Genomic DNA, 14840 nt, shown 5'->3' with positions numbered 1-14840 from the left:
AAGGCGCAGTCACGACAGTGATCTGCGCCTTTTTTGGGCCCGGGTCAGGGCGCGATTTTCTTTTTCAGGGCCTTGGTCAGCGGCCTTGGCAGGCTCGGCAGCGATTTCAGCAGCCAGGGCAGAACCTTTCTTTTCACGCCATTCAGGGATTCCGGCACCACCGCTTCAATCAGGTGCGGGCCGGGGTTGTGTTTGGCGTATTCCATGGCTTTGATCAGCTCTTCGGCGGTGGTCACCCGGGTACCGTGTACGCCCATGCTCTGGGCCAGCAGCGCATAGTCAGTAATCGGGCCACTGATGTCGAGTTGGGATTTTGCCGTGGTCCCGGCCTCTTCAGCACCAACCCGCTCCAGTTCTACGTTCAGGATGGAGTAGGAGGCGTTGTTGAAGATGATGGTGGTCACGTTCAGGTTTTCCCGGGCCATGGTCCACAGGGCCTGGTTGGTGTACATGGCGGTGCCGTCGCCGATCAGGGCGTAAACCTGGCGGTCCGGGCAGGCGATGGCTGCACCGACGGCGTTGGGCATACCTTGCCCGATGGCACCGCCGGTAAGGGTGATCATGTCGTGCCTTGGCGAGCCGGCGGTCATGGCGTTCAGCATCAGGCCGGAGGTGATGGCTTCATCCACGATAATGCTGTTCTCGGGCATCAGTTCGCCCACCGCCCGGCAAACCTTTTCGGCGGTGAGTTTGCCCCTGGGAAGGCCGGGGCGGCCGGGCGCCTGCAGCGCTGGTTGGGCGTTGCTGGCACCCAGGGTATCGGCGAGCTTTTTAAGGCTGGCGGCGGCATCCTGCTCCGGTGTGCTCAGGGTGTGAGCGGTGCAGTTGTCCGGCACCAGGTAACTCTGTTTGCCGGGGTAGGCGAAGAAGGATACCGGTGCCTTGGCATCCACCAGAATCAGATGGTCAAACTCGGAGAGCTGCAGGGTGGCCAGTTCCGCCAGGTAAGCAATCCGTTCCACCGGCGGCAGGCCGGCACCCCGTTCGATACGGGTGGGGAAGGTTTCGGCAAACAGAGTAACGCCGCTGTGGGCGGCAATGCGGGCGGCTTCCAGCAGGGCGTGCTCTCGCAGGGCGTGGCCACCCAGCAGCAGGGCGGTTTTTTTGCCGCTACGGATGGCGTCAGCGGTTGCCTCTACAGCGTAATCTTCAGCCGCAGGCGCTTGCGCCTGGGTCGCTGCGGCACAGGGCTTGCCGCCTTCGCCCCAGGATACATCCGCCGGCAGAATCAGGGTGGCTACCTGGCCGGGCAGGCCCCGGGCGGCGGTGATGGCGTCGGCGGCGTCCTGGCACAGGGCGTCGGTGCTCCGGGAGGTACGCACGAAGCCCGGTGAGACGTTGCGGGCCACGGTTTCGATGTCAGATTGCAGCTGGGCATCGTACTTCACATGATAGGTGGCGTGGTCGCCGACAATGTTGACCACCGGTACCTTGCCCTTGCGGGCATTGTGCAGGTTGGCCAGGCCATTACCCAGGCCGCAGCCCAGGTGCAGCAGGGTGGCGGCAGGCTTGTCCGCCATTCGCGCATAGCCATCCGCGGCGCCAGTGGCCACGCCTTCAAACAGCGCCAGAACGGCGCGCATTCCCGGTTCACTGTCCAGGGCGGCGACAAAATGCATTTCGCTGGTACCCGGGTTGGTAAAACACACCTCAATACCGGCATCGACCAGCGTTTTCATAAGAGCTTGGGCGCCATTAGGCATGGTGTTCTCCTGATTCATCCGATGTCTTGTTGTTGTCGGTCCGTGCGATCACTGTCCGCTAACGATGGACCTGGCGGCAGCCCGGGCGGTGAGCATACACCCCGGCAGGAAGGTGCCCTCCAGTGAACGTTTGCCGTTGCTGCCCCCGCCGCCGAAGCCGGCGGCCTCGCCCACGCAATACAGGCCGGGGATGGGTTTACCCCCGGCGCTTAGCACCCGGCTTTGCAGATCGGTGCGAAGCCCTCCCAGACTCTTTCGGGTAGCCAGCTGCATATGGATGGCAATGAAGGGCCCGGCGCCCGGTTTCTGCAGCGGGGCGGGTTTGCAGGTTCGTAGCCGGTCCGGGCCCCACTGCCGCGCGTGCCGGATCATGCGGATTTGCGCGTCATTGTTCAGCTGGTTGCCGCTGCGGAAATTGGCATCAAAACGGTCGGCGGTCGCCTTGAGGGTGGCTGGCTCGATGTCGAGCGAGCAGGTCAGGGCGTTCATTTTTGTTGCCAGGCCTTCCAGGGTGTCGTCCGTCAGGAAGTGCCGGCTCTCGTTCTGCATCTGGTTAATCAGCGGCGTGTTGCCCAGGAGCAGTTCTTTCACAAACATCGGAAATTGCTTGTCGCGGATACGGGCGTTGTGCTCGGCCCCGGAAATGGCAAATTCCTTCAGGGCGATGCGCCGGTTCAGCAGGTGCCAGGTCCAGGGTTTTTCCTGCTCGGCCACGCGCTGGCACAGCCAATGGGTATCAAAACCGGTTACCAGGGACTCCGGCCCGATGCGCTCGCCCCGGTGGTTCAGCCACAGGGCGGATTTGCAGGGGATGGTAGACAGGCCATGCCCTGGAAAATGCGGGAAGGGGTGTGGAAAGCCGGCCGCGTAGTTCCACATTTCACCAGCGTGGGTGATGCGTGCGCCCAGGTGGTTCTTGGCCCAGTGATGAAGCTTGCCATCGGCAAACGGATGAGCACCGTTGAGCATGGTGGCCGGTTGCGGGCGGTGACTGGGCCAGTTGGCCCGGCATTCGGCATGGCTGCCGTTGATGCCGCCCATGGCCAGCACCACGTTCGGGGCTTCAAATCGCACCTCTTCGCCGGTTTCCTCGTTGATGGCGACCGCGCCGCAGACCTCACCGGCCTGGTGGTCGAGTGCGGTGATTCGGTGACGGTGGTGAATGGTCAGGCGGCCGCTGGCGTTGGCTTCATGCAGGGCCCTGACCATGCAACGCACAAGTTCCCGGGAGGTGCCCCAGGTAACGTGGTAGCGGGGCACGCTGTTACCGTCGCCGAACCGGCCCCGCTCTACCCAGTTCACGGCCGGCAGGAATTTGATACCTTCGTTGGTTAGCCAGTCATACACCTCGGTTCGCACGTGCTCGACGTAGTAGCGGGTCCATTGCATGGGCCACTCATCGTTGGGGTCCAGTTCGCCGAACCGCAGCCAGTCTTTCAGGGCCAGTTCCGGCGAGTCGGCGATCTTCATGCGCCGCTGCAGGGGGGTGTCAATCAATGCCATGCCGCCGAAGGCCCAAAGAGCCAGGCCACCAAAACGTTCTGGAGTGTCGCGGTCGACCAGGGTTACGGACTTACCGGCCCTGAGGGCCTCAAGTGCCGTGACCATGCCCGCCAGGCCGCCGCCGGCAATCAGGATATCGGAGCTCGCTGGTTTTGCCATGTTTCTTTTCCGGAATGCGTTTTTGATTTTGTTATAACCGACCATATACCGCTACGATCGGATCTGAATTGACTTTAGAGGCCAGAATCATTGGCGTTAAAAACCACTGTATCAATGGGCTGGGTCAATTCTACCGGGCTTTTCAGCGCTGGAACGGAATGCCCCCGGCGCGCTGGCGCAGGCAAGGGGCATTGTAAGGCTTACAGGTTGGCTTCCGCGAACTCGGCCAGCAGCGAGCGGGGAACGCCTTGCAGGTGGATGTGCCCGCCATGGCGGAAGCTTTTGAAGCGTTCGGTCATGTAGGTCAGGCCGGAACTCAGGGGGCTCAGATAGGGGGTGTCTATCTGAGCCAGGTTGCCCAGGCAGATTACCTTGGAGCCATTGCCGGCCCGGGTGATGATGGTCTTGATCTGGTGCGGGGTCAGGTTCTGGGATTCATCAATGATGATCAGGCTGTGCTGGAAGCTCCGGCCACGGATGTAGTTCATCGATTTGAAGTGCAGCGGCACCTTGCTGAGGATGTAGTCGACGCTGGCGGTCATGTTCTCATCGTCTTCGTGCAAAGCTTCCAGGTTGTCCACGATCGCACCCAGCCATGGCTCCATTTTCTCGGCTTCGGTGCCGGGCAGGAAGCCGATGTCCTCGTCCAGCCCCTGAGTGGAGCGGGTCGCGATAATGCGTTTGTAGGTTTTACTGGCGACGGTCAGTTCAATGCACGCCGCCAGGGCCAGGATGGTTTTACCGGAGCCGGCGGAGCCGGTCAGGTTGACCAGATGAATGTCCGGGTCCAGCAGCAGGTTCAGGGCCATGGCCTGGTAGATATCCCGGGGAACCAGCCCCCAGACTTCCTCGTTCAGCAGATCGTCCTGGTGCAGGTCTTTCAGTACCAGCCGGTCTTCGGAGATATCCACCACCTGGCCGATAAAGCCCTGTTGATCAATCACGAATTCGTTAATGTTCAGCCTGGCCAGCTCGCCTTCGCGTTTGAGCAAGTGCTCGGTTACGCCTTCCCGCTGGACGGTTTCCACCTTGGCGATACCGTCCCAGAAGGAGTTCGGGAATTCTTTATAGCCTTTGGGAAGCAGGTCAATGTCATCCAGGAGCTGGTCGTTATGGTAGTCCTGGGCCTCGACACCAAAGCCGCGGGCTTTGAGCCGCATATTGATGTCTTTGCTGACCAGGATGATATCCCGGGCGGTGTGCCGTGCCTGCAGTGCGGCCAGAGTATTGATGATCTTGTTGTCGTTCAGGTGCTCCGGTAATGAGTGGTTACCGGTGCCTTCGGTGCTCATGATGATGGACAGTGTGCCCAGGGGGGCCGCTTTCTTGCCGCGTAGAATCGGCACGCCTTTCTCGATGTCCCCCGGGCTGGCATCACCCAGCAGTTTGTCGATGTTGCGAATGGCCTGCCGGCAGTCGGCGGCTACCGATTGTTTGCCGGATTTCAGGCTGTCGAGTTCTTCGAGGACGGTCATCGGAATGATGACATCGTGTTCTTCAAAGTTCAGGAGGGCATTCGGGTCGTGGATCAGGACATTGGTGTCGAGGACATACATTTTCCGGCGAGCTTGCGATGCTCTTGGCATAGGTGGCGCTACCTCTCTGGTGGCTCAGTCGGTCTCGGCGCAGCGTTGCGTCAGGTCTCTGTCGGAGATCAGTTTCAGCATATCGTAAGTGGTTATGATGCCGGTAATTTTTGAATCCCGGGTGACAAAAATCCGGTGCAGGTGTTCGCGCATCATGATGTTGGCAATGTCTCGCACTGGGGTGCTTTCGTCAACCGACAAAATAATCGGTGTCATGATATCCCGCACTTCCACCGGCACCTTGCCCATTTCCTCAAAAAGCACCATCCGCAGGCGACGCGCCTCTTCCTGCTCTTCTTCGGTCAGTGTGGGCTGATCGCCGGAGCGGGAGGCGTTCCAGCGGAATTCGGTGATGTCTTTCAGAGTGGCGATGCCGATGACGTCGCCGTTGTCGTCAGTCACCGGGCTGCCGGTAATTTCGTTGTCGGTGAGAAAGCGGGCCAGGCGGTCCATGGTCCAGTTGTGGGGGACGGCTTTGATGGTTGGGGTCATGATCTCGTAGGCGAGAACAGTCATGGGCGGCATCTTCCATTGGCTGAGCTGTTGACGCAGCTTAGCCGTTCCCTGGCTTCTCGTCACCCCCACCTTGGCCGGTGTTAACGACCGGCCGGGGCAACACCCTGCAGTTGGCCGTCGTCGCCCCATTGCAGCCGGTGGTTTTGGTAGCGATTGTGTTTGGCAACGGCCTCCAGCGCCTGCATGGACTTGACCGGAATATCAACAATCAGGCTGTTCACCAGCCACCCCGGCAGTGCGCCGTTCGGTTCTGTGTGCTGGACCCAGACCATGCGGGTGCGTTCGCCCTCGGGAATAAACCGGTAGTGCGTGTCTGAGCGGTCGACCCGGACCCGGCTGTTGAACTCGGCCCGCATATCGGGCATGGCATTCAGGGTCATGATGATCTCACCGGTGGTGGCATCGCCCTGGGTCTGTATGCGTAAAACGTAGTCCCGGTCGGTTACCGGCCAGGGCATATCATTGACCGAATAGGCGTAGCGCTCCTGGAAGCTGCCCTGGCCAAAGGCGTAGGATTCGATGCAGTTGTGGACCCATTCTTTGCAAGATTCCGGGTTGATCATAACAGCCATCAGGTTCTCAATGGGGACGTCCAGTTCCGCCACCGCTTTGAAGGCCTCGAAGCTGGAGCCCTCGCGTTCCATGGTGTATATCCGCACATTGTCCACTTCCTGGCGCAACGACCAGCCGTCGGCTTGTTCCGGGGGCAGAGGGGCGGGTTTGCTGGCGGCGGCCGTCAGCGTGATCAACAGGCCCATCATGCCGGTAAACAGTCGCTGAAAGCCGTGGGCTCTGGTAGAAATCATAGGCTACACTTCCCTTAGAAAATGCGTCGAGTTTATCACGGGGGCCAGATATGGCCGGCCGCTAATGCGGGGGTTTGTGAACCAGGTAACTTAGTCGCACCGTGCAATTCACGTTTGGCCTGATCTGACGAATATGACGACAATACAGAAGCTGGTGGATGCCAGAGGAAGAATTACCCCGGGGCTGATAAACCAGCCTGTCGAGACCATCAATTACCTGGATTACGACCTGCGTACCGTGATGGACCGGCCCCGAACGCGCCTGGCCAGGCGCTGGCGTTTCAATCAGTTTCAGTTTGTCAGTGTCATGGCGCCGGGCTGGGTATTCGGCCTGGCCATTGTGGACCTGAATCTGGTGGGCAACGGTTTCTTTTATCTGTTTGATTTTGAGACCGGGCAAATGTTCGAGCATTCGTTTTTGCAGCCGCTGGCCCGCAACACGAGTATTGAGCCCTACCCGGAACGCGGCTGTGCCCGGTTTCAGAAAGGCGAGCTGAGCATGGCCATTGAGCCGGCGACCGGTGGCCGCAATGTTCGGGTTAACGGCCCGGGTAACATCCGGATCGATCTGGAATTAAGGGATATCGAGCAGCCGTTGCGGTTGGTTTCGCCAGCCGGATACAACGGCTGGGTGTTCACCCGTAAGTCGGCGGGCCTGGCCGTTGACGGCGAGGTGCGTCTGGGAGATATGGCCTGGCGTTGCGACGAAGCCACTCGCGGGTCCATCGATTGGAGCTGTGGTTTCATGCGCCGGGAAACGGCCTGGAACTGGGCGTGCCTGGCGGGTGTGGCCGAAAACAAGGTGTCGGTGGGGCTGAATCTCGCCGCCGGCGTGAATGAAACCGGGATGACGGAGAATGCGTTGTGGCTTGACGGGCGCCGTGTGTTGCTGGGCCCGGCCCGGTTCGAGTTTGACCGCTACCAGCCCGGCGCTGACTGGCGGGTAACAACCGACGATGGCCGGGTGGATCTTACCTTTGTACCGGCCGGGGCGAGGCGGGAGAAACTCAATGCCTGGGTGATTGCCTCGAACTTCCGGCAGTTTGTGGGCTCTTTCCGGGGCACGGTTACCGATGAGGACGGCACAAAAATCCCCGTAAAGGGTTTACGGGGATTGATGGAAGACCATTTTGCCCGGTGGTGAGCCGGGCAGGGTTCAGGACTTTTCAGGCAGGGTGACGTTGAGTTCCAGTACCGAGCAGTGGTCGTTACGATCCACTTCCACCTGAACCATATCGTCACTGATCTGTACGTACTTGCGTATTACCTGTAGCAGTTCCTGCTGAAGCTGGGGCAGGTAATCCGGTTGCTCGCGCTGGCCGCGTTCGTGGGCCACGATAATCTGCAGCCGCTCTTTGGCGACACTTGCCGTGCTGGTTTTCTTGTTTCTGAAGTAATCAAAAAAGCTCATGCCCTAGCCCCCTTTGAACATCCGTGAAAAGAAGCCTTTTTTCTGGGCGGTCATGAAGCGGTGTTCCCGTTCTTCTCCCAGCAATCGCGCCACAGCGTCATCGTAGGCCTGGCCGGCGTCGCTCTGTGTTTCCAGAATGACAGGCACGCCCTGATTCGAGGCATTCAGCACCACCTGGCTTTCCGGGATCACACCCAGCAACGGGATGGCTAGAATTTCTTCAACATCCTGAACCGACAACATCTCGCCCTTATCGACCCGGTCCGGGTTGTAGCGGGTCAGTAGCAGGTGTTCCTTAACCGGGTCCTGGCCCATTTCTGCCCGGCGGGATTTGCTCTGCAAGATGCCCAGAATCCGATCCGAATCCCGAACCGAGGAGACTTCCGGGTTGGTGACCACAATGGCCTCGTCGGCGTAGTAGAGCGCCATCTGGGCACCGTGCTCAATACCGGCGGGCGAATCGCATACGATGTAGTCGAACGCTTCTGACAGCTCGTTGATAACTTTCTCTACGCCTTCTTTCGTCAGCGCCTCTTTTTCGCGCGTTTGAGAGGCTGGCAGTATGTAGAGTGTTTCAACCCGTTTGTCTTTGATCAGGGCCTGATTGAGCGTGGCTTCGCCCTGAATAACATTGGCGAAGTCATATACGACCCGGCGCTCGCAGTTCATGATCAGGTCGAGGTTGCGCAGGCCCACGTCGAAATCAATGACAACGGTCTTGTGGCCATGCTTCGCCAGACCCGTGCTGATGGAGGCGCTGGTGGTGGTTTTGCCCACGCCGCCTTTTCCTGAGGTAACGACAATGATTCTAGCCAAGGTTCATTTCCTGTTTCTCGGTGGATTCGTCATGTCTTCAACTGTTGTTATCGGTTTTTTACAACATCAGGCTTTGTCCAGTGGCGTTACCACCAGTACATCGTCCCTGAGCTGGATCTGTGCAGCGCTTTTCCAGGCAATGTCCTGGAGATCTTCAGAGATTTTATAGTGTCCGGCGATGGACACAAGCTCGGCTTCCAGTGATTGGCAGAACACACGAGCGGTGTCGGCGCCATGGATTCCGGCCAGCGCCCGCCCGCGCAGGGGGCCGTAAACATGAATGTTGCCGGCCGCCAGAACCTCGGCCCCTGCCTGCACGGGTGCAAGGATGATCAGATCGCCCTCCGGAGCATACACCTGCTGGCCCGAACGGACAGGCTGGTTAATTACCCTGGCCGGTGCGGGTTCGCGGGCGGATTCCGGTTGGGGGACGGTTGGCGGCTGGGCCTCGGGCTCTGCGGCTTCGGGTGCCGGCTCTTTTACGCTGCCCCCGGGCAACAGTGCAAGCGAGGCACCCCGGGCGAGCCGGCGCTGATCGTCGTTGGCGGCGCGCACGCCAATCACGTGGATACTATGTCGCCGGCAGGTGCCGATGATCTTGAAGAAGTCCAGTTCGCTGTCTGGACCGTCGTATTTGTCCAGGCTGATGATCAGGGGAATATCTCTGAAAAAGCCCGGGGCCTGGCTGATCTTGCTTTTCAGGTTGGCTTCGAACTCGTCGTTGTCGAAATAGTAAAGTTCGAGGGCCGTCAGTGAAATACTGGCGCTTTTGAGTTGAAAACTCTGTCTGGTCTCGGTTGCTGCGGAGTCGCTCATGGATGCAGTTTTTCTCCGGTGTCTGAGACGTAGGCGGTCGGTCGGGCGCGTAACGGTGAGGCGTCGAATCGGATGCCGGACCAGCCCGTGCTGATGAACTGGCGAATATTACCATGGCTTTCGCCTGCCGGGTCGCCCAGTACTTGCTCGTAGTGCTGTGCAAACAACCGCAAGGTGTCGGCCTCACTCAGGTTGCAGTGCTGGCCCAGGGCGAAGACTCGGCAGGAGCCGGCGTTTTCTCCGGCTTCGTTGCGAAGCGGGCCATTGCTGAAACCGGTTGGCTGGAACTCGAAATGCTGGTCGATCAGCCCCAGGGTATCGTTAAAATCGGCGTGCCCGGCTTGCAGGGAGGCCAGGTGAATGCGCACCGCTTCGTTAACGTTCATTATTTGTGATCCTGCTTCGGGCCGGTCTGGTACTTTGATTTCCATTCGTCGTACGGCATACCGTAGATTTCTTCCCGTGCTTGCGGGTCAGAAATCTCCAGGCCACGTTCTTCCGCCTCGGCCCGATACCATTTCGACAGGCAGTTGCGGCAGAAACCGGCAAGATTCATCAGGTCAATATTCTGCACCTCGGTGTGCTCGCGCAAGTGATTAACCAGGCGACGAAAGGCGGCTGCTTCAATTTCTGTGCGCTCAGAATCGGGAATCGGGTTGTTCATAAGGCCTCGCTGTTGCTCACTGGAACACTGGGGGTTTCCTGACATTCTCAGCATGTTACCGTAAGATACAAGGCTGTATAAACGTACAGATTGTTAACGTGAGTCTGCCCCTATGGCCCAGCGCAAGATCATTCATGTGGACTGCGACTGCTTTTACGCCGCCGTTGAGATGCGTGACGATCCCAGCCTGAGGGAGGTGCCGCTGGCGGTTGGAGGAGATGGTGGCCGTGGTGTGGTGACGACCTGCAATTACCGCGCACGGGCTTTTGGGGTGCGTTCAGCCATGCCTGGCGGCGAAGCCCGGCGGCTGTGCCCGGGATTGGTGACGGTACCGACCGACATGGCTCGCTACCGCGCGGTGTCCCAGCAGGTGATGGCGATATTGAGGGACATGACGGACCTGGTTGAGCCCTTGTCCCTGGATGAGGCGTTTCTGGACGTAACGGATGTGGCGGACTTCAAGGGCAGCGCCACGCTGATAGCCCGGCATTTGCGGGAGAGAGTCAGTCGCGAAGTGGGTATCACCATCTCTGCCGGTGTGGCCCCGAACAAATTTCTGGCCAAAATTGCCAGTGACTGGCGCAAGCCTGATGGCCTGTTCGTGATTACACCGCAGCAGGTTGCGGATTTTGTCCACGAGCTTCCGGTAGAAAAGCTGTTCGGTGTTGGGCAGGTGACTGCCGCCAGGCTTCACGCGCTGGGGGCGAAAACCTGCGGCGATATGCTGGCATTGGGGGCGGATGTGTTGATCGAAACGTTCGGCAAGCAGGGTTACCGATTGTTCGAGATGGCCCAGGGGCGGGATGAGCGGCCGGTGGTGGTCTCGCGAGTGGCCAAATCGGTGAGCGTTGAACGTACCTTTTCCCAGGACCTGCCAGACCGCGGTGCCTGTGGCACCGTGATGCCGGGGTTGGTGGCCGATCTTAATCTGCGGCTTACCCGCAAAGGACGGCACAAACCGATACACAAACTGTTTGTGAAAATCCGGTACAGCGATTTTTCCACTCACACCCTGGAGCGGGTTCGGGATTCGGTTACCGGGCCGGCGCTTGCCGATTTCCAGCCCCTGCTGGAGGAACTGATGCCCCGGGACCGGCCTGTGCGCCTGTTGGGGGTGGGCGTTCGCTTCCGCAACGACGATGCGCCGGTCACTCAGCTGCGGCTGTTTGACTGAATCGGGCCTGCTTCGCGATATCCGGCGTTTTTCAGGTGAGAATGGTCTGGCTTGTGCTTAGAAATGACGGCTTGTCAGCCACGGCATTGCCGGAACTGTGCGTGTTGGTGTCAGGCGCCTGGCCAGTTCATAGAGGCCCAGCCCAGCGTGCCGCCAATGAGCGCGCCAGCCAGTACATCGGTGGGATAATGCAGCCCCAGAATAACTCGAGAGGCCGCCACAGAGAGCGTAAACGGCAGTATCCACCAGGCCAGGGCCGGGAGCCCGGCGAACAGCATGGTCTGAAAGCATACCGCGTGCAGGGTATGGCCGGAAGGAAAGCTGTAGCGATCCAGCGGTGGGGTGGCGCAGTTGATTGCCGGAAAGGAGATGAAGGGCCTTTCCCGGATCAGCCAGCGCTTGAGGGCTTTGTAGATCAGGGTGCAGGCGAGCCCGGTCAGCGCCATCTGCAGTGCAAGAGCCGGGCCGAGGTCGGCCTCGTAGAACGGCAGAGACAGAATCAGCGCGTACCAGAACCAGCCATCACCGAGCCGGCTGACCAGTTGGAAGTATCCGAGAATGGGGCGGAACCGGACGGTACGGTTAATCGCCTGACAGACAGCGAATTCCCGCTGGTCTGCCAGTTCAAAAAAGCGGGATGTTTTGCTTGTTGACGCCATGGGATCGGGCCTTTGCCTTGGGGTTCAGAACCAGTTGTTCAAATTGGTCGATCTGGCTGCCCCAGCTCAGTTCCAGGGCATCCAGCCGCGCCTGGGCGCGAATCCGTTGCAGCAGTGATGGCTGGTCTGTCAGTCTCAGGGCGTGATTGATGAACGCGTCGTCCTCGGCCAGTTCTGCTTTCAGTCCGTTTTCGCCGTGCCGGATGTGTTCGGCGGCCGCTGCATCGTCAAACGCCACAACGCCGAGGCCACTGGCCATGGCTTCCAGAACCACATTGCCGAAGGTGTCGGTTTTACTGGGAAACAGGAACAGGTCACCCGAGGCATAGTGCCGGGCGAGATCCTCGCCCCGCTGAGTGCCGCAGAACACGTATTCGGGGTGCTTGTGCTCCAGCGCGTGACGCAGGGGGCCATCGCCCACCAGCACAAATCGGGCGGAAGGGTGCAGGCTCCGGAGTCGCTCGAAGCAGGCAACAGCCATACGCAGATTTTTCTCGGCGGCCAGGCGCCCGACATAAAGGATGGCCGGCTCGTTCGGCCCCAGCCCCCACTGCTGGCGCAGAGTTGTGTCGCGTTTATGGGGGGTGAAGCGGCGACAATCCACGCCCCGACTCCAGAGCCCGGTATGGGTAATGCCCATGCCCCGGGTTATCCGTTGCATATGCCGGGTTGGTACCAGAGTGATCGCCGTTCTGTTATGGAACCATCGGCCATAGCTGCACAGGAGGCGCTCCAGCAAGCCGGCGCCGTAATAGCGGGAATACTGGTGAAAATTGGTATGGAAACCTGAACAGACGTGCAATCCCAATGTTCGTGCGGCGTTGACAGCGGCAACGCCAAGGGGGCCCTGGGTGGCTACGTATATGCCGTCGGGGCGCTGCTTCTGCCATAGTTTTCTGAGGGTAGAGGCCCGCGCCATGCCGAATCGAAGGTCGGCGTAACCGGGCAGTGGCAGGCCGTCTACGACCAGTTCGGTAGAAAACAGTCCGCTGCCGGTGCTCTCAAACCGTCCTTTTTGTTCGTGGCCCTGGCGGGGGCGTACCACCGTGACCTGGTGGCCACGTTGCATCAGCCCCTGGCAGAGATGCCGCATGGTATTGGCAACGCCATTGATTTCCGGCGGAAACGTCTCGGAAACAATGGTAATGTGATGCGGTTGCCGTTCGGTCAACTGGGCGTCGGTCACGGAGGGTCCTGAAGATTCGTATGTCATGCCTTTACTATGGAAAGCCGCCATGACAGAAATGCGACAACTCCGTGACATTCCGTTTACCCGTTTCACTCCCCCTTTCTGTCGATCCACCGTGAGGAGATTCCATGCAAAAGCGAAAACTTGGATTAACCGATATTGAGGTTAGCCTGATCTGCCTTGGTACCATGACCTGGGGCGAGCAGAATACGGAGCAGGAGGCCTTTGAACAGCTTGATTTTGCGGTTGATCAGGGAGTCAATTTCATTGATGTTGCCGAGATGTACCCCGTGCCGCCCAAGTCGGACACCCAGGGGCTGACCGAACAGTACCTCGGCAACTGGCTGACTCGTCGTGGCCGGCGCGACGATCTGGTGATTGCCAGCAAGGTAGCCGGGCCGGGCAATGGCCTGAGTTATTTGCGTGGTGGGCCGAGGCTGACCGCTGAGCACGTGCGTGCCGCCTGTGAAGAGAGTCTGAAGCGCCTGCAGACCGATTATATCGATCTCTACCAGGTACACTGGCCGGATCGGAACGCCAACTTTTTTGGCAAGCTGGGATATGTTCGTGATCCGGATGAGCAGATGACGCCCATTGAGGAAACGCTTGAAGCCCTTGACGGATTGGTTCGCGAGGGCAAGGTAAGGCAGATCGGTTTGTCCAACGAGACTCCGTGGGGCACCATGCAATACCTGGCGCTGGCACAGCAGCGCGGCTGGCCCCGCGCGGTGTCGATCCAGAATCCCTACAACCTGCTCAACCGCTCCTTTGAGGCCGGCCTGGCGGAATTCGCTCACCGGGAGGGTACCGGTTTGCTGGCGTATTCACCGCTGGCGTTTGGAATGTTGTCTGGTAAATATCTGGGAGGAAAGTGGCCGGAACAGGCGCGTTTGACCCTGTATGAACGGTTCAGCCGTTATACGGGAGACCGGGCAGCGGATGCGACCCGGGCATATGCGGAGCTGGCGCATCAGCATGGCCTGACTCCGGCCGGGATGGCTTTGGCCTGGGTGAACAGTCGCGAGTTCGTGACCAGCAATATTATCGGCGCGACCACCATGGAGCAGCTGAAAGAAAACATCGGCTCTGCCGGCGTTACTCTGAGCCCCGATCTGGTGTCTGCCATTGAGGCGATTCATAATGAATTCACCTATCCCTGCCCCTGACGAGTGCGCGCCGGCGGGCCTCTGGCCGTAACCAGCCCTGCTGCCCCTTGTCCGGGGCAGGGGCGTTACAAACAGACATAAAAATGATCATTCATTGACAAAAAAGCTGCTGGCAGGCGACAAAATACTGGCGAAATTGTGTGCAGAATCACATCAAATTTTCTGGCAGCCATTAGACTTTGGTACTGAAGTTAGCCCGATTCATTTTTTACCGGATTTGCCGTTGCCATGATTCTCCGCCTTTTTGTCGTCTTGCTTGCCCTGAACAGTGTCGCCTTCGCGATGCGGGCAGACGCCTCGCAGCCTGCATTGTCAGAGCCGGTGCTCTCTGACCGTATGCTGGCGGAGCGAGACGACATGATGACCGAACAAGAGGTTTACCAGCTCCAGGAGTGGATGTCCGGCGATTACGAAGACGATCGCAGTGATGCAATTACCGCGATCGGCTCCCGGCTGCTCAGTCTGGGCCTTACCCGTTCCCGCGATGCCGGGAAAACCTACGCCTCCGATCCTGCCCAACCCGACCATGGCATTGCCCTGCTGAACGAAGGCGCGTGCCTGAATTTACGCTGGAAATTCTGAAACTGTCCTGACTCATCGGTGCCCGACGAGACGCCCGTCTCATTGCCCCGGCTTTCTTGAAATGTCATGACCTGACGCATTGTCAGGTTG

At 59.4% G+C, this 14840-nt stretch carries 16 protein-coding genes; 4 read left to right on the top strand and 12 right to left on the bottom strand.

Translation table 11 applies throughout. The annotated features are described in order from the left end of the window. Positions 1 to 44: 44 nt before the first annotated feature. The 5 genes from ACP2AU_RS12585 to ACP2AU_RS12565 all read right to left on the bottom strand — a co-directional run bounded on the left by ACP2AU_RS12585 (position 45) and on the right by ACP2AU_RS12565 (position 6273). Entirely contained in the window at positions 45 to 1703 is a 1659-nt protein-coding gene (locus ACP2AU_RS12585) for an acetolactate synthase large subunit (RefSeq protein ID WP_426376555.1), read from the bottom strand. Between the two features lie 48 nt (positions 1704 to 1751). Continuing rightward, positions 1752 to 3365, bottom strand: a complete 1614-nt coding sequence (locus ACP2AU_RS12580) for an FAD-dependent oxidoreductase (RefSeq protein WP_426376554.1) — start codon at positions 3363 to 3365, stop codon at positions 1752 to 1754. A 200-nt stretch (positions 3366 to 3565) separates the two neighbouring features. Further along, positions 3566 to 4951 (bottom strand): PhoH family protein, encoded by a 1386-nt coding sequence (locus tag ACP2AU_RS12575; protein ID WP_426376553.1) that lies wholly within the window; start codon positions 4949 to 4951, stop codon positions 3566 to 3568. A gap of 24 nt (positions 4952 to 4975) precedes the next feature. Continuing rightward, on the bottom strand, positions 4976 to 5467 hold the full coding sequence (locus ACP2AU_RS12570; protein WP_426376552.1) for a CBS domain-containing protein: 492 nt from the start codon (positions 5465 to 5467) through the stop codon (positions 4976 to 4978). Positions 5468 to 5547: 80 nt separating this feature from the next. Further along, a complete protein-coding gene (locus tag ACP2AU_RS12565; protein WP_426376551.1) occupies positions 5548 to 6273 on the bottom strand; it encodes an START domain-containing protein in 726 nt (241 codons plus the stop codon). Between the two features lie 133 nt (positions 6274 to 6406). On the opposite strand from ACP2AU_RS12565, the gene ACP2AU_RS12560 reads away from it, so the two are divergent. Continuing rightward, complete coding sequence (locus tag ACP2AU_RS12560) at positions 6407 to 7417, top strand: DUF2804 domain-containing protein (protein WP_426376550.1); 1011 nt, start codon at positions 6407 to 6409, stop codon at positions 7415 to 7417. 12 nt (positions 7418 to 7429) lie between these two features. On the opposite strand, the gene minE is transcribed toward ACP2AU_RS12560, so the two are convergent. The 5 genes from minE to ACP2AU_RS12535 all read right to left on the bottom strand — a co-directional run bounded on the left by minE (position 7430) and on the right by ACP2AU_RS12535 (position 9980). Then, entirely contained in the window at positions 7430 to 7684 is a 255-nt protein-coding gene (gene minE, locus ACP2AU_RS12555; RefSeq protein WP_426376549.1) for a cell division topological specificity factor MinE, read from the bottom strand. Positions 7685 to 7687: 3 nt separating this feature from the next. Continuing rightward, positions 7688 to 8500, bottom strand: a complete 813-nt coding sequence (gene minD, locus ACP2AU_RS12550; RefSeq protein WP_426376548.1) for a septum site-determining protein MinD — start codon at positions 8498 to 8500, stop codon at positions 7688 to 7690. 66 nt (positions 8501 to 8566) lie between these two features. Further along, positions 8567 to 9316: a septum site-determining protein MinC gene (gene minC / locus ACP2AU_RS12545; protein ID WP_426376547.1), complete on the bottom strand. Its 750-nt coding sequence runs from the start codon at positions 9314 to 9316 to the stop codon at positions 8567 to 8569. After that, a complete protein-coding gene (locus tag ACP2AU_RS12540; RefSeq protein WP_426376546.1) occupies positions 9313 to 9702 on the bottom strand; it encodes a HopJ type III effector protein in 390 nt (129 codons plus the stop codon). The genes minC and ACP2AU_RS12540 overlap by 4 nt, the downstream gene beginning before the upstream one ends. Then, a complete protein-coding gene (locus tag ACP2AU_RS12535; RefSeq protein WP_426376545.1) occupies positions 9702 to 9980 on the bottom strand; it encodes a DUF1244 domain-containing protein in 279 nt (92 codons plus the stop codon). The genes ACP2AU_RS12540 and ACP2AU_RS12535 overlap by 1 nt, the downstream gene beginning before the upstream one ends. Positions 9981 to 10092: 112 nt before the next feature. Here ACP2AU_RS12535 and dinB point away from each other — a divergent pair, with 112 nt between their 5' ends. Next, positions 10093 to 11154: a DNA polymerase IV gene (dinB, locus tag ACP2AU_RS12530; protein WP_426376544.1), complete on the top strand. Its 1062-nt coding sequence runs from the start codon at positions 10093 to 10095 to the stop codon at positions 11152 to 11154. A gap of 110 nt (positions 11155 to 11264) precedes the next feature. Here the strand turns inward: dinB and ACP2AU_RS12525 are convergent, their stop codons facing one another. Both ACP2AU_RS12525 and ACP2AU_RS12520 read right to left on the bottom strand, forming a co-directional pair. Continuing rightward, positions 11265 to 11813, bottom strand: a complete 549-nt coding sequence (locus ACP2AU_RS12525) for a phosphatase PAP2 family protein (RefSeq protein ID WP_426376543.1) — start codon at positions 11811 to 11813, stop codon at positions 11265 to 11267. Continuing rightward, complete coding sequence (locus ACP2AU_RS12520) at positions 11779 to 13026, bottom strand: glycosyltransferase family 4 protein (protein WP_426376542.1); 1248 nt, start codon at positions 13024 to 13026, stop codon at positions 11779 to 11781. Before ACP2AU_RS12520 ends, ACP2AU_RS12525 begins: the two co-directional genes overlap by 35 nt. Before the next feature lie 104 nt (positions 13027 to 13130). Here ACP2AU_RS12520 and ACP2AU_RS12515 point away from each other — a divergent pair, with 104 nt between their 5' ends. Next, positions 13131 to 14168, top strand: a complete 1038-nt coding sequence (locus ACP2AU_RS12515) for an NADP(H)-dependent aldo-keto reductase (protein ID WP_426376541.1) — start codon at positions 13131 to 13133, stop codon at positions 14166 to 14168. A gap of 228 nt (positions 14169 to 14396) precedes the next feature. Then, positions 14397 to 14750, top strand: a complete 354-nt coding sequence (locus ACP2AU_RS12510; RefSeq protein WP_426376540.1) for a hypothetical protein — start codon at positions 14397 to 14399, stop codon at positions 14748 to 14750. Positions 14751 to 14840: the final 90 nt, after the last annotated feature.

The organism is Marinobacter sp. VGCF2001 (genome assembly GCF_049943275.1).
In the GTDB taxonomy this organism is placed as follows: Bacteria; Pseudomonadota; Gammaproteobacteria; order Pseudomonadales; family Oleiphilaceae; genus Marinobacter.
This window is presented reverse-complemented; position numbering and strand designations above follow the sequence as displayed.

What these genes read in the sequence shown, in the direction of transcription:
- dinB (WP_426376544.1), top strand. Translation starts at nt 10,093, where the DNA reads ATGGCCCAGCGCAAGATCATTCATGTGGACTGCGACTGCTTTTACGCC.
- ACP2AU_RS12575 (WP_426376553.1), bottom strand. Translation starts at nt 4,951, where the DNA reads ATGCCAAGAGCATCGCAAGCTCGCCGGAAAATGTATGTCCTCGACACC.
- minE (WP_426376549.1), bottom strand. Translation starts at nt 7,684, where the DNA reads ATGAGCTTTTTTGATTACTTCAGAAACAAGAAAACCAGCACGGCAAGT.
- ACP2AU_RS12580 (WP_426376554.1), bottom strand. Translation starts at nt 3,365, where the DNA reads ATGGCAAAACCAGCGAGCTCCGATATCCTGATTGCCGGCGGCGGCCTG.
- ACP2AU_RS12560 (WP_426376550.1), top strand. Translation starts at nt 6,407, where the DNA reads ATGACGACAATACAGAAGCTGGTGGATGCCAGAGGAAGAATTACCCCG.
- ACP2AU_RS12565 (WP_426376551.1), bottom strand. Translation starts at nt 6,273, where the DNA reads ATGATTTCTACCAGAGCCCACGGCTTTCAGCGACTGTTTACCGGCATG.
- ACP2AU_RS12535 (WP_426376545.1), bottom strand. Translation starts at nt 9,980, where the DNA reads ATGAACAACCCGATTCCCGATTCTGAGCGCACAGAAATTGAAGCAGCC.
- minC (WP_426376547.1), bottom strand. Translation starts at nt 9,316, where the DNA reads ATGAGCGACTCCGCAGCAACCGAGACCAGACAGAGTTTTCAACTCAAA.
- ACP2AU_RS12585 (WP_426376555.1), bottom strand. Translation starts at nt 1,703, where the DNA reads ATGCCTAATGGCGCCCAAGCTCTTATGAAAACGCTGGTCGATGCCGGT.
- ACP2AU_RS12515 (WP_426376541.1), top strand. Translation starts at nt 13,131, where the DNA reads ATGCAAAAGCGAAAACTTGGATTAACCGATATTGAGGTTAGCCTGATC.
- ACP2AU_RS12510 (WP_426376540.1), top strand. Translation starts at nt 14,397, where the DNA reads ATGATTCTCCGCCTTTTTGTCGTCTTGCTTGCCCTGAACAGTGTCGCC.
- ACP2AU_RS12525 (WP_426376543.1), bottom strand. Translation starts at nt 11,813, where the DNA reads ATGGCGTCAACAAGCAAAACATCCCGCTTTTTTGAACTGGCAGACCAG.
- ACP2AU_RS12540 (WP_426376546.1), bottom strand. Translation starts at nt 9,702, where the DNA reads ATGAACGTTAACGAAGCGGTGCGCATTCACCTGGCCTCCCTGCAAGCC.
- ACP2AU_RS12520 (WP_426376542.1), bottom strand. Translation starts at nt 13,026, where the DNA reads ATGACATACGAATCTTCAGGACCCTCCGTGACCGACGCCCAGTTGACC.
- ACP2AU_RS12570 (WP_426376552.1), bottom strand. Translation starts at nt 5,467, where the DNA reads ATGACTGTTCTCGCCTACGAGATCATGACCCCAACCATCAAAGCCGTC.